10 protein-coding genes are annotated in these 12749 nt (G+C 68.1%); 4 read left to right on the top strand and 6 right to left on the bottom strand.

Annotation, left to right across the window (positions count from 1 at the left end; all coding sequences use genetic code 11):
- Position 1: 1 nt before the first annotated feature.
- From KR541_RS21060 to KR541_RS21050, 3 genes are read right to left on the bottom strand one after another with little or no spacing between them, the layout of a single operon-like run.
- Positions 2–1060: an extracellular solute-binding protein gene (locus KR541_RS21060; RefSeq protein WP_063278322.1), complete on the bottom strand. Its 1059-nt coding sequence runs from the start codon at positions 1058–1060 to the stop codon at positions 2–4.
- 56 nt (positions 1061–1116) lie between these two features.
- Complete coding sequence (locus KR541_RS21055) at positions 1117–2160, bottom strand: ABC transporter ATP-binding protein (RefSeq protein ID WP_050012195.1); 1044 nt, start codon at positions 2158–2160, stop codon at positions 1117–1119.
- Positions 2161–2167: 7 nt separating this feature from the next.
- Positions 2168–3019 (bottom strand): ABC transporter permease, encoded by an 852-nt coding sequence (locus KR541_RS21050; RefSeq protein WP_050012196.1) that lies wholly within the window; start codon positions 3017–3019, stop codon positions 2168–2170.
- 161 nt (positions 3020–3180) lie between these two features.
- Between KR541_RS21050 and KR541_RS21045 the strand changes: the two genes are divergently transcribed.
- Positions 3181–4077, top strand: coding sequence for a LysR substrate-binding domain-containing protein (locus KR541_RS21045; protein WP_050012197.1), 897 nt, complete (start codon positions 3181–3183; stop codon positions 4075–4077).
- Positions 4078–4155: 78 nt separating this feature from the next.
- On the opposite strand, the gene KR541_RS21040 is transcribed toward KR541_RS21045, so the two are convergent.
- A complete protein-coding gene (locus KR541_RS21040; protein WP_216089764.1) occupies positions 4156–5814 on the bottom strand; it encodes an alkaline phosphatase family protein in 1659 nt (552 codons plus the stop codon).
- A gap of 239 nt (positions 5815–6053) precedes the next feature.
- Here KR541_RS21040 and KR541_RS21035 point away from each other — a divergent pair, with 239 nt between their 5' ends.
- Positions 6054–6275 (top strand): hypothetical protein, encoded by a 222-nt coding sequence (locus KR541_RS21035; RefSeq protein WP_050012198.1) that lies wholly within the window; start codon positions 6054–6056, stop codon positions 6273–6275.
- Between the two features lie 60 nt (positions 6276–6335).
- Here the strand turns inward: KR541_RS21035 and KR541_RS21030 are convergent, their stop codons facing one another.
- Together KR541_RS21030 and KR541_RS21025 are read right to left on the bottom strand one after the other, a co-directional pair.
- Positions 6336–10169: a DUF748 domain-containing protein gene (locus KR541_RS21030; protein ID WP_216089763.1), complete on the bottom strand. Its 3834-nt coding sequence runs from the start codon at positions 10167–10169 to the stop codon at positions 6336–6338.
- A gap of 149 nt (positions 10170–10318) precedes the next feature.
- Positions 10319–11755, bottom strand: coding sequence for a DUF1254 domain-containing protein (locus tag KR541_RS21025; RefSeq protein ID WP_050012200.1), 1437 nt, complete (start codon positions 11753–11755; stop codon positions 10319–10321).
- Between the two features lie 304 nt (positions 11756–12059).
- Here KR541_RS21025 and KR541_RS21020 point away from each other — a divergent pair, with 304 nt between their 5' ends.
- Both KR541_RS21020 and KR541_RS21015 read left to right on the top strand, forming a co-directional pair.
- Positions 12060–12311 carry a toxin HicA gene (locus KR541_RS21020; RefSeq protein ID WP_050012201.1) on the top strand — a complete coding sequence of 84 codons (252 nt, stop codon included), beginning with the start codon at positions 12060–12062 and terminating at the stop codon, positions 12309–12311.
- Positions 12308–12631 carry a type II toxin-antitoxin system HicB family antitoxin gene (locus tag KR541_RS21015; protein WP_050012202.1) on the top strand — a complete coding sequence of 108 codons (324 nt, stop codon included), beginning with the start codon at positions 12308–12310 and terminating at the stop codon, positions 12629–12631. The genes KR541_RS21020 and KR541_RS21015 overlap by 4 nt, the downstream gene beginning before the upstream one ends.
- Positions 12632–12749: the final 118 nt, after the last annotated feature.

Raw genomic sequence — 12749 nt, 5'->3', positions numbered from 1 at the left:
CTTACTGGCCGAGCGTGGCCTGCGACCAGAACTGGTCGACCTCGGCCTTGCGCGCCGCCGCCTTCGCGACATCGAGCGGGCGCACCTGCGGCGCGTTCGGCAGCTTCGCCGCCACGTCCGCCGCGACCGGCGTGCCCGGCACCGCCGGACGCACATAGCCTTGCGCGAACAGCGCCTGGCCGACGTCGCTCATCACGAGGTTGAGCCAGAGCTGCGCGGCGGACGGATTCGGGCCGTTCTTCACGAGACTCATCGCATACGGCGCCGACACGCTGCCGTCCTGCGGAATCACGACGTCGGCCGCGTCGCCCATGCCGTCCGCGTACTTCGCCTTGAGGCCGTCGTTCTCGTAGCCGATCAGGATCGGAATCTCGCCCTTCACGAACTTCGCGTACGGCGTCGTGCCCTCCACGCGCAGCACGTTGCCGGCCTGCTTCAGCTTGCCGAAGAAGTCGGCGCCCGGCTTTGGGTTCTCGACGCTGCCGCCGTTCGCATACGCGGCCGCGAACACCGCGACCTGGCCCTGCCCGGTCGAGCGCGGGTCGAGATAGACCACCGCGTTGCGGTACTCGGGCTTCAGCAGGTCGGACCAGCGCTGCGGTACGTTCTTGACGAGCTTCCGGTTGACGAGGAACGCGATGTTCAGCGAATGCACGGCGAACCAGCGGGCGTCGGGCGCGCGGAACACGCCCGGCAGCTTGTCGAAGTTGACCGGCCGGAACGGCGCGACGACGTCCTTGCCGGCGGCATCGAGCGCCGACGCCGCGAAGTAGTACGCTGTATCGGCCTGCGGACGGCGGCGCGACTTGTCGAGCGCGACGACGGTCGCGGCCGAGCCGATGTCGTTGTACGTGATCTCGACCTTCGGGTAGCGCTTGCGGAATTCGGCGAACAGCGCCTTCCAGTTCGCCCATTCGGGGCCGGTGTCGAACGACACGACGAGCCCTTCGTCGGCCGCCTTCGCGTACAGCGCGTCTTCGCCCGGATACAGCGGCGCGGCCTGCGCCGCCGCGCAGGAAAGCGCCGCGAGCGCGCACAGCGCCAGCACGCGGGCGCGCATGGCCTTCACAAAAAGGGAGCCTGCAAGCATCGTGAATCTCCGTTGAACGAAAGAGGTCATTGCGCGGCCGGCGACGCCGGCAGCACGAGCAGATGGCAAGGGTCGATCGCGATGCTGCGCGCGGCGGGCTCGCGCCCTTCGCACAGCAGCACGTCGGCCGAGCCGTCCGGAATGAAGTCGTAGCGCTGCGTCGCGCCGAAATAGCGCACGTCCCCGCGACGGCCGTCGATGCGGTTCGCGCTGTGCCCCGGCGGATCGGCCTGCACGTGTTCGGGTCGCACCAGCACCTCGATCTCCGCGCCCGGCCGGTGCTCGCCCGTTTCCGCGCGCAGCGTCGCGAAACGCACGTCGACGGTGCCGTGCGCGAGCACACGGCCGCGCAGCAGCGTCGAATGCCCGACGAAGCGCGCGACCTGCGCGGTCGCCGGGCGCTCGTACAGGTCGCGCGGCGTGCCGGCCTGCAGCACGCGGCCGCCGTCGACGATCGCGACGCGGTCGGCCATGCTCAACGCTTCGTCCTGGTCGTGCGTGACGAACAACGTCGTCGCGCCGCAGGCGCGCTGCAGTGCACGGATCTCGTCGCGCAACTGATGACGGATGCCGGCATCGAGCGCCGCCAGCGGCTCGTCGAGCAGCAGCAGCTTCGGTTCGATCACGAGCGCCCGCGCGAGCGCGACGCGTTGCTGCTGTCCGCCGGACAGCATCGCGATGCCGCGCGTCGCATGCGCGGACAACCCGACCCGCTCGAGCATGTCCAGCGCGCGCCGGCGCCGCACGTCGGCCGCGACGCCGCGCATCCGCAGCCCGTACGCGACGTTGTCGACGACCGACAGGTTCGGAAACAGCGCGTAGTGCTGGAACACCATCCCCACTTCGCGCCGCCACACGGGCACGCCGGCCACGTCGTCGCCGCCGATCGCGATGCGGCCGCGCCAGCCGTCGAGCAGCCCGGCCGCGAGCCGCAGCAGCGTGGATTTGCCGGACCCGCTGCGCCCCATCACCGCGAGCAGTTCGCCCTGCGCGGCCGACAGCGTGATGTCGTCGACGCCATGACGGGCGCCCGGATACTGAAAGCTGACGTGTTCGAATTCGAGGCTCATGGATGACTCACTTCAGACGTTGCACGGTACCGACGGAGACCAGCGTCGCGAGCACGGCAAGCACGAGCAGCACGACGGTGGCCGCGCACGCCATCCCCGTCGCGCCGTAGAACGCCTGCAGCAGCACGATCGGATAGTTCCGGTAGCGGAAGCCGGCGATCAGGTTCGAAATCTGGAATTCGCCGATCGACAGCGCGGCCACCATCACGAGGCCGGAGAACAGGCTGTGCCGCAGGTTCGGCAGCACGATCGTGACGAACTGGTGCAGCGGCGTCGCACCGAGCGTCGCCGCGCAGGCCTCGAGCCGCGCGAGGCCGAGGTGGCGCAGGTCGCCGAGCAGCGTCTGCAGCAGATACGGCAGCGTCAGCACCGCGTGGGCGGCGATCATCAGCGGCAACGTGCCGAGCCACGGCAACGTGTCGCCGCTGAAGATCGCGATGTAGCCGAAGCCGAGCGTCAGCGCCGGCACGGCGACCGGCATCAGCATCACGACGCGCGTCGCGAACCCGCCGCCGGCCTGCGCACGATGATGGAGCGCATACGCGAGCGGCAGGCCGATCACCGCGTTGAGCGCGCAGCACGCGAGCGCCACCATGAAGCTCACGCCGAACGCGCGCGTGAAGCTCCGGTTCGCGGCCAGGTCGGCGAACCAGTGCCCGGTGACGCCGGTGGGCAGCAACGTGTTCGTCCACGATTCGCCCACCGCGCCGATCAGCAGCAGTGCGATCGGCAACAGCAGGTAGAGGCCGAACACCGCGAGCAGCGCCTGCAGCAGCAGGCGCCCGACGGGCGGCCGGGCCGGTTTGTTACGACGAATCGGAATACCGTCGGCGATGGCCGGGGCGGTTGACTCAGACATGAAGACACTCGCAGACGATCGGGAAAAACCTCGCGCAACGCCCGCCGGCCGGGCCCGCATGCGTTGTCGAAGCCGGCGCAGTGTGCGGTTTCGACATGGCATCGTCATGAAAAAAAAGTAAAAAGCCCGCATCGACCTGTGCAAGGACGGAACAGCTCGCGATGAAGCATCTGTATCCGAACGTGGCTGAGCTGCATGCCTTCGCCACGTCCGCGAAGTACCTGAATTTCTCGTACGCGGCGCGCGAACTGGGCCTGACGCCAAGCGCGGTCAGCCGGCAGATCGCGAACCTCGAGGCGCTGTTCGGCGTGAAGCTGTTCGTGCGCGAGGGGCGCGGCCTCGCGCTTACCCGTGCCGGTCAGGTCTATCACGCGCGCGTCGTCGGGCCGCTGCGCGAAATCGGCAACGCGTCGATCGAACTGCTGAGTGCCCGCGAGAACAGCGACCTGCTGACGATCGCCAGCGTGCCGACGTTTACGACGAAGTGGCTGTTGCCGCGCCTCACGCGCTTTCTCGCCGCCGCGCCGGGCGTCACGTTGAGTTTTCGCCGTCATCTCGCGCCCGGCGACGTGTTTCCGTTCGGGCTCGACGCGGCGATCCGCTACGGCGACGGTGGATGGGAGGGCGTACGAAGCGACTATCTCGGCGGGCGGACCTTCGTGCCCGTCTGCTCGCGCGAATTCGCCGACCGGCATGCGCTGCGTGTGCCCGCCGACGCGGCGGCGGCGCCGCGCCTCGTGCACGAGCAGGCGGAGATCGCGTGGTCCACATGGGCGGAACGTCATCGCGCGGCGCAAATGAACGCGCTGGCGGGGCCGCGCTTCGAGCAGTATTCGGTCTTGATCCAGGCCGCACAGGCCGGACTCGGGATCGCACTCGTGCCGCGCTTCCTGATTCTCGACAATCTCGCGGCGGGCACGCTGGTCGAGCCGTTCGACGCGCCGGTCGACGTGGCCGCGCAGGGACACTACCTGTGCTACGCGCCGGAGCGCCTCGACACGAGCGATGCGTTGCGGCGCTTCAGGGAATGGATGCTGGACGAGGCCGGGCGCGCGTAAGGCGACGCGCACCGTCGCATGGCTGCGCGCGCCCCTAGCCCGACGGACACCGCCCCCGGCGGCATCCGGCCTGCAACGTCAACGCCCGATACCGAGCCCCGGCAGCACGCGCGTGTTCTCGGCCACGACCGCCTGCAGCAGGCGCGGATCGGCGCCGAGCAGTGCGAGAATCGTCGGCGCGACCTGCTTCGTGCCGACGAGATCGTTCACCGTGCGCGCACGACGAATGCCCGGATACGACACGAGCAGGCCGAGGTGGCTGTCGTCCGGCGCGTTGCCGCCGTGCTCCTCGTCCTTCTTCGTGCTCGACGTGTAGATCACGCCCGGATTCGGCTGGACGACGATGTCCGGCGCGCGGCCGTTGGCCGGATCGCCGAAGCGGTCGGCCAACGCCGCGCCGTACAGCACGTACGCCTGCGGGCCGTCCGCGCAGATCCCCGGCGCGTTGCAGCCGAGATTCGCCTTCAGCGCCTGCACGACGGCCGTGCGCTGGCCGCGGTCGCGCAGCCAGATCAGCCCGACGTCGTCCGTCTGCACGAAGCCCGTGCCGACCAGGCCCGATCCGTCGTTCAGGTTGCCCGTCGTCGTGTTGTTCTGGCCGAAGTTGCCGTTCGGGTCGATGAAGTCGTTCGCTTCGAGCAGCTTCGTCAGCGTGTCGCCGTTCTTCACGAGCTTCGTATCATCGCTCGGCGACTGGCCGTGCTTCGACGTGACGATCACGGCCGTCGACGTATACAGGTTCGCCTGCTTCAGCGCCGCGACGACGTGGCCGATCGCGTCGTCGACATACGTGATCGCATTCGCGACCTGCCCGTTCGGCGTGAAGTCGGCGTCGAGATAGCCGCCGCCCTTTGCGACCGGCGCCTTCTGCGCGACGCTCAGCGTCTGGAAGTTCGCGCCGAACAGCGTCGGCACCGGCGCGGTCTTCGTGCCGGTCGAATCGCGGCCGCCGATCTGGTTGATCAGCGCCTGCACGTGCAGGTTGTCGAAGCGCGCGGTGTGCGAATACACGTCGGTGTAGGCGGTGTTCGTCGCCGGGTCGATCGAATTGATCTCGGTGCGCATCAGGTCGTCGACGCCGGTGCCCGACGGGCCGTTCAGCCAGTCGTAGCCCCACGCGTGCTTGTCGGCCCACGCGGTGCGCGCATTCGGCACGCCGGCCTTCACGGCCTCGAACACCGTGTTGGTCTTCACGTAGTTGTGCGGATAGACCGGCACGCACTGGCCGTTGACCTTCGCATGCGGGATTGCCTGCGGATTGAACGCGCCGCCGCCGTCGAGGTGCACGAGCGCACCGCCGTTCTGGGCGTCGATGCCGGTCGTCTCGTCGAACACGACGTTCCAGCCCTGCTTGCCCGAGCACGTCGTATCGCTCGGCGCGTACAGGTTGCGGTCGTACGACACGTCGTAGAACAAGCCGGCCGTCTTCGGCGAGCCGCCCGTCACCAGCGCGGCGAGGCCCGGGAATGAATCCGACAGCCCCGGCGTGTACGCATTCGCGTAGGTCACGCCGCTCTTCGCGAGCACCGCGATGTTCGGGCACGTATTCGCGCCGATGCAGCGCGCGAGATCCTGTTCGTGCAGCCCGTCGATGCTGAGCAGCAGCACGTGCTTCACGACGCGGCTCGCGCGGCCGTTGCCGTCCGGTTGCGCCGCATGCACGCCCGCGCCGACGAGCGCCAGCGCAGCCGCCACCATCACCGCCGTTTTCCGTTGCTTGATGAACCTGGAAATCATCACCCCACCTCACCGATTGATGTTGAACTACGTGACTTGCCATCAGGCGCGCAAAATATCGCCGGATCGTGCGGCGGTCGGATGAAGCGGGGCTTTCTGTTCTCTGTCAAACGTAACCAATCGCAAATGACACGAAGCGGTCGCCATGCGCGGCCGTCGCGTGCGCCGGGATTTTTTTTCGGGTTGGCCCGCGACTATTGGCGTGGCATAAAGGGTTTTCCCTGACCCGGAGCACGAGTATGTCGACCCTGGAAGCCCTCCGGTTCGTGCTGGACGATGCACGTACCCCCGAAATCATTCGCCATCACGTCGTCGACGCGCTGCAGTACGCGTTGCGCAACCACGGACCGGTGTTCACCACGAAGGAAGTCGAATGGCTGACGCAGTGGGACGACGCGCGTCTGCCGCTGGCCGCGAGGAAGGAGCTGGACAAGCGCGAGCCGGCCGTCGCCAGCCGCTGAAAAAAACCGCCGTGCCCGGCGGATGCGGGCGCGGCGGCGGATCACGGATGGTGGTAACGCTTACTGCAGCCCGAAGTCGACGCGGGTCGTCGCGCCCTTGTCCGAGATGCCCTTCGCGTCGAGCTTCGGCGCGACGACGAACATGCGGCTCGAGTCGATCTTGCCGTCGAGATACTGGCGCACGGCCTGCGCGCGCTGCTGCGCGAGCGCCCGCAGCGCGTTGTCGTCGGCCGGCGCGTGATCGGCGAGCGCCTGCTTCATGTCCGCATCGGGCAGCGTCTTCTGCAGGCCGACGAGGTTGCGCGGCTTCTTGAAGTCGGCGGCCTTGTACGCGCGCGTCAGGTACTTCGAGTATTCGGCCTTGTCGACCTTCACCGACATCGGATCGACGCTCTCGCCCTGGCCGATCACGTCCTTCAGCTTCTGCTGGCGCACCAGCCGCTCGACGTACGCGTCGCGCAGCCCCGGCGTGTCCTGCGCCGGATCGACGCGGCCGATCAGGTCGAGGCGGATCGACGGCTTCTCGGTCAGCATCTTCACGACGGTGTCGAGCTTCTTCTGCTGCGCGTCGGTCAACTGGTACGAGCCCGGCGCGAACTCGACGTAGCCGAGATCCTCGCCGCCACCGCCGCCGAACGCATTCGCGAGCAGCGTGAACGGCGACGTGACCGCCTTCGCGATCAGGTTCAGCACCGCGTGCCAGATCAGCCCGCCGACGCTGAATTCCGGATTCGACAGCGAACCCGACACCGGCAGGTTCACGTCGATCTGGCCGCGCGTGTTCTTCAGCAGCGAGATCGCGAGCTTCACCGGCAGCTTCGTCGCGGTGTCGTTCTCGACGTGATCGCCGAACGTGAGCTGGTCGATGAAGATGTGGTTGTTCGCCGAAAGTTGGTCGTTCGCGAGCTGGTAGTGCAGGTCGACGTTGAGCTTGCCCTTCGTGATCGGATAGCCCGCGTACTTCGCCGAATACGGCGTCAGGTTGGTCAACTCGATGTCGTGCGCGGTGGCCGTGAGGTCGAGCGCCGGCTTCTCGATCAGCGGGTTCACCGTGCCCTTGATCGAGATCGGCCCGTTGCCCGCGAGGTTCGCGGCGACGTCGACCGGCGCGGACGTCGTCGAATCCGTGCCGAACGCACCGACCGTGCCCTTGATCGCGACGAGGTTCGCCGTGTAGTTCGGCTTGATGAAGTTGTCCGTGTACGTGACGCGGCCGTTCTGCAGCACCAGTTCGCCGAAGTGCATCCGCACCGGGTTCTGCGGCTGCGGCGCGGCCTTCACGACCACCGTCGCCGACGCGGCGGCCGGCACGGACGCCTGCTGCGCGGCTGCGGCCGAGGCGGCCTGCGCGGCGGCCGGCGGCGTCACGCCCGGCGACAGCGGCACCGGCTCGCCCTTGCTCGCGTCGCGCGTGAGCGACTGCGCGGGACCCGTCTCCTTCGCGACCACGTCCTTCAGGTTCAGCCGGCCCTGCGCGTCGAGCAGCACGCGACCGTAGAAGTTCGAGAACGTCACGCGCGCGGCGTCGACGTCGGTGCCCTTCTCGTCATAGTTCGCCTTCAGGTTCGACAGCGCGAGCGAGCGCCAGCCGGCGAACGGGTCGGACGTCGCCTTGTCGAGCATCCGCACGTCGACCAGCGCGACGTCGCCGCGGTAGGTCGCGCGCGGCGTGTCCTTCGCCTGCGCGAACGTCAGGTTGCCTTGCGCGTTGAGCAGCGCGCTCGCGATCGTCGCGTTCAGCGCGCTGCCAAAGTACGGCTCGAACGCGGCCGCGTCGAGGCGGTTGCCGTTGATCTTCAGGCCGAGCTTCAGCGGCTGCGCGGTCACGTCGCCCGTCACGTTCAGCGAGCCCTTGCGGTTCAGCGTCGCCTTCAGTTGCACGGGCAGCGGCTTCGTCAGGTCGTCGCTCACCTTCTGCACCGACAGGTCGAGCGGCTTGATCGCCAGCTTCACCGGGCGCGGCGTCGACAGGTCGGTGAAGTTCGCGGACGCGTCCTTCACGTTCAGCGCGTCGATCCGGTAGTGCCACGACGGCGCGGCGGCCTGCGCCTTGCGCGCGACCGTACGCGGCGGCACGGCCGCCTGCGCGGGCTCGCCCAGCGCCGCGAGATCGATCTTGCCGTCCTTCAGGCGCTTCACGTCGAGCGCGAGGCCAGTCGCGTCGACGCTCGCGATTTCCGCGGTGCGCGCGGCGACGTCGACCTTCGCGATCTTCGCGTTCGCGTCGGGCAGCACGATCGCGGGCGCCTTGTTGTCCGGCGCGGCGATCTTCAGCGATTTCAGGCTCACCGTGCTGTCCGCGACTTCCGCGGCGAGCGGCGTCTTGCCCCAGTCGGTTTTCGCGTTGACGGTCGCGCCGAGCGTGCCGTCGAGCACGCGCGCACGCGTCGCCTCGCCGAGGTACGGCTGCAGCGCCGGCAGCGCGAGCGCGGCGACCGTCAGCTTCGTGTCGGCCTGCTTCACCGCGAGATTGAACGTGCCTTCGGCGTTCACGTCGCCGCCGCGCGACAGCGACGTCGACAGCGTGTATTTCGCCGGCGTCTTGCCCTGCAGCGTGAAGCCGTCGAGCGTCGCGGCGAGCTTCGTCAGCGACAGCGCGGTCGGCGTCGCCGGCACGCGGTCGTCGACGTTGATCGTGCCGCCGTCGATCGCGACGTGACGGATCGTCAGGTCGAGCGGCGGCGTTTCCTTCGCGGCGGCGCCTTCGGCCTTCGCACCGCTGGCGCCGCTGGCCGCGGCGACGGTCGCGCCGGACGCCGCGGACGCTCCGGAAACGGCGACGGCCGACGCGGCCGGCTTGCCGGCTTCGACCTTCGGCGCGGCGGCCGGTTGCGCGACGAGCTTCTCGACGTTCAGCACGCCCTGCTTGTCGCGCGACAGGTCGACCACCGGCTGGTCGAGCCGGATCTCGTCGAAGTGCATCGCGTTGCGCAGCGGTTCCAGCCCGGCCGCCGCGACGTGCACGCCGCGCGCGGCGAACAGCGGCGCGGACGCGCGGTCGGTCACCTTCGCGTCGTTCAGGTCGACGGTGCCCGACACGCGCAGCGCGGGCGTTTCGCCGCTCATCACGAAATTGACCGTGAGGTTGCTGCTCAGCAGCCCGCTCGTCACGGCCACCGGCAGCTTCGCCGGCACGTACGAGATCAGCTTCGGCACGTCGAGGCGGTCGAACTTCAGCACGATCTCCGATTCGCGCGACTGCGCGAACGGCTTGGTCCTGCCGTCGATCGAGATCGGGCTGCCGTCGAAGCGCGCGCGCAGCTTCGGCTCGACGAAGATGTCCGTCTTCGAGGCCAGCGTCGCGATGTACGGAATGCCGAGCGTCCAGTTGTCGACCACGTGCTTTTCGTTCAGCAGGCGATCGTCGAAATCGATCCGGCCGTCGTTGACCTGGATGTTCGACACCGAGAATTGCGTCGGCTTGCTATCGGGTGTCGGCGACGGCGACGAGAACTTCTCGATCAGGTCGGTGAAGTTGAAGCGCTGCGCGTCGTAGCGGACGACGTGAAAACGCGGCGAGTCGAGCCGGATCTCGTTGACGATCGGTGCGCCGCGAAACAGCGACGACCACGACGGCCTCACGACGAGCTTGCCGATGTCGATGAAGTCGCCCTGGCCGCCGCGCTCGCCGAGATGGATGCCGTCGGCTTCGAGGTTGAGCGTGTACGGGTTCAGCGCGATGCGCTGGATCGTGGCCGGCCGGTCGAGCTGCTTGCTCAACTGCTGTTCGGCGACATGGCGGATCAGCGGCGGCGCCGCGAAGAAGCCGAGCAGTCCAAACAAAACGACGAAGATCAGCAGGCCGATGCCGATACGCCGGGTCCGGTGCGAGCGTGCAACGCCACCGAGGGCATGGAGGGTCGAGGGTAGGGTTTCTTTGTCTGCGCTTGCCATGCTTGAATGCCTCGGGAATGGATGCCGGGCCGCACCGGACCAACCGGGCGGCCGCGCACGCTATCCCGAAAGTATAGGCTCAGGAGGTGACGGTACGGCGGTCGGGCGCCGCCGCGCCCGCCGGTCGGACAACGGCGGCGGTCAACCGTTCATTTCCGGACGACGACGGGCGGCATCCACGACCCATCGCTCGCCTGCGGCTTCGGCGCGTACAGCCGCAACGCGAGCGCGAAATCGGTACGCGGCGCCGGCAGCCAATTGGCCGCATGCGTGCCGCCCGGCGACGCCGATACGACGATGTCGATCGAGCCGTCGCGGTTGCGGCGCAGCCGGTCGCGATCGCCGAGCGAGCGCCGCGCCGATCCGACGTCGGGCAGCGCACCGTTGGTCGTGTACGGCGTGAGCGTCCAGAATGCGCGTACCGGCGGCAGCGCGCCCGGCGCGAAATGCAGCACGTAGCGGTTCGCGCCGTTCAGCGCATGACCGTCGCTATCAACGCGGGTGACCGCGAGCGTCTCGTCGTCGCGCGTCGCGGTGCCGAACTGCGTGAAGGCGGCGTACGCGCGCAGCGCGTAGTCCTGGCCGTACTTGCCGGCCGTATCGCCGATCCAGGTCCAGCCGTTCGCATTCAGCAGGTTCGACGGCGGCGTCGCGAGCCGCGCGCGCGCCTCGGCCACGCCGGCCGTCGCGGCCGTGAGACGGTCGCCCGTCCACAGTACCGGATAGCCGGCCGTCACGCCGATGTCGCCGAGCGATTCCTGCGCGTGCGCATCGTCGGCCGGCGGCGGATTGTCCTGCAGCGCCCGCGCGAAGCGCGTGAAGAACGCCTTCGGATCAAGCGCGGCCACCTGCTCGGCCGGCGTGCCGCCGCCCACCGCTTCGGACGGCGCGCTGCCCGCGTGGACCGCGACCGACGCGCCGCGCTCGGCACCGGTGTAGACCGACAGCGGCACCACGCGGATCGCGCGCTGCAGTTTCTTCACGTTCGTCAGGTCGCGCCCGCCGCTCGTCTGCAGCCGCACTTCGAGCCACGCATTGGCGGACGGCACGTCGACGCGCACCACGCCCTTCGGCAACGTGCCCTGCCATCCCTTCGCGGCGAAGGCAATCGTTTGCGCTCGCCCGGCGCCACGCGTACCGCGTGCCGCGACGCTCGACGACGACCACAGCACGTTCGTCCACATGTCGAGTGCGCGTGCGTCCCAATAGCGGCCGCGCGTGTCGGGCAGCGTGACGATCACGGGTTCGGCGGCGACGTCGAGCCAGCCGGTCGAGTCGAGCGTGTCGACGCCCGGCAGCGGCGGATTGACCGCGCCGACAGGCGGCAGCGCCTGCGCGTGGCGCAGCGTGTTGAGCGGCGCCTGCCCCGGTTGCGCGCCGTCGCCGCCCGTCGCCGCTTCCTTCGCGACGTCCATCAGCACGAGCGGATACGCATAGATATAGGAGTCGGCGACTTCCGCGCGCATCCAGCCGGTCTTGCGCTGGATCGCATCCGGTTGCGACGCGCATCCTGCAAGCAACGCCGCAATGGCCAGCGACGCGCACGCGCGTCGCAGAGAAACTGATTCTCGCTGGTTTTCAATCATCGATTACTGGCCGAATATCGTTCTTTTCAGTCAACGCCTTGTTCGTCTCGCGAACGGCGAAGCAAGGCACCCCAGCGTGCCCGGATGACCGTTCGTGACGCTTCGTAACGGTGGGCGCTGATGTCAGGCCGGTATCATAGCGCCTAAGGGCATCCCCCAATATGCCGAATAACGGGTAAAACGCTAGCCGAACCGTCAACGATTCTGAAATATTTCATGGGATTCAGCAAAAATCTGGAACGGTTGGCAGGCGAAGATCGTCGGCGAGGATTGACAAATGGTGTCACTATTGACACCATAGGCTATGGCAAGCGAATGGAAGATCCTCGACCAAATGAGGCGCGAGCCCGCGAATGTGCGCTTCAACGATCTGTTCAAGATCTGCGAGGCCCACTTCGGAGCGGCCCGTCAATCCGGTTCCAGCCATGCTATTTTCAAGACACCGTGGCAAGGCGATCCTCGAGTGAATATCCAGAATGATCGCGGGAAGGCAAAGGCCTATCCGGTGCGGCAGGTTCTCGACGCGATCGATCGACTGAAGGAACAGAAATCATGAACCAAGACCACTTTACGTACCGCGTAACGTGGTCCCCGGAGGACGGGGAGCACGTCGGCCTCTGCGCGGAGTTCCCGTCTCTTTCGTGGCTCGATGCAACGCCCGAGGGCGCGCTGGTCGGTATTCGGCGGCTCGTCGCCGACGTCGTGCACGAGATGACGGCGAATGGCGAGACGGTGCCCGAGCCGATCGCCGACCGAACCTACAGCGGTGAATTCAAGGTCCGCATCCCGCCGCAGGCGCACCGCGCGCTGGTCATCCAGGCCGCCGAGCAGGGCGTCAGTCTCAATCGCCTCGCCAGCGCCAAGCTCTGCGCCTGAGCACGCACCCACCCGCCCCGGCCACGATCGCCCGGCTGTCCGTCCGGAAGCCGGGCGCTCGCTTTTTCCGCGTTGTGACACCCTGTGTGCATCGGCATGCGTCGCATCGTCGCCGACG

The organism is Burkholderia sola, assembly GCF_905400185.1.
Taxonomy (GTDB): domain Bacteria; phylum Pseudomonadota; class Gammaproteobacteria; order Burkholderiales; family Burkholderiaceae; genus Burkholderia; species Burkholderia sola.
The sequence above is the reverse complement of the archived record's forward strand: the minus strand, read 5'-3'. Positions and strand labels throughout refer to the sequence as shown.

Bases quoted from the DNA above. Each gene is read 5' to 3' on its own strand.
- KR541_RS21050 (WP_050012196.1), bottom strand. From the start codon at position 3,019: ATGTCTGAGTCAACCGCCCCGGCCATCGCCGACGGTATTCCGATTCGT.
- KR541_RS21025 (WP_050012200.1), bottom strand. From the start codon at position 11,755: ATGATTGAAAACCAGCGAGAATCAGTTTCTCTGCGACGCGCGTGCGCG.
- KR541_RS21060 (WP_063278322.1), bottom strand. From the start codon at position 1,060: ATGCGCGCCCGCGTGCTGGCGCTGTGCGCGCTCGCGGCGCTTTCCTGC.
- KR541_RS21020 (WP_050012201.1), top strand. From the start codon at position 12,060: ATGGCAAGCGAATGGAAGATCCTCGACCAAATGAGGCGCGAGCCCGCG.
- KR541_RS21030 (WP_216089763.1), bottom strand. From the start codon at position 10,169: ATGGCAAGCGCAGACAAAGAAACCCTACCCTCGACCCTCCATGCCCTC.
- KR541_RS21040 (WP_216089764.1), bottom strand. From the start codon at position 5,814: ATGATTTCCAGGTTCATCAAGCAACGGAAAACGGCGGTGATGGTGGCG.
- KR541_RS21055 (WP_050012195.1), bottom strand. From the start codon at position 2,160: ATGAGCCTCGAATTCGAACACGTCAGCTTTCAGTATCCGGGCGCCCGT.
- KR541_RS21015 (WP_050012202.1), top strand. From the start codon at position 12,308: ATGAACCAAGACCACTTTACGTACCGCGTAACGTGGTCCCCGGAGGAC.
- KR541_RS21035 (WP_050012198.1), top strand. From the start codon at position 6,054: ATGTCGACCCTGGAAGCCCTCCGGTTCGTGCTGGACGATGCACGTACC.
- KR541_RS21045 (WP_050012197.1), top strand. From the start codon at position 3,181: ATGAAGCATCTGTATCCGAACGTGGCTGAGCTGCATGCCTTCGCCACG.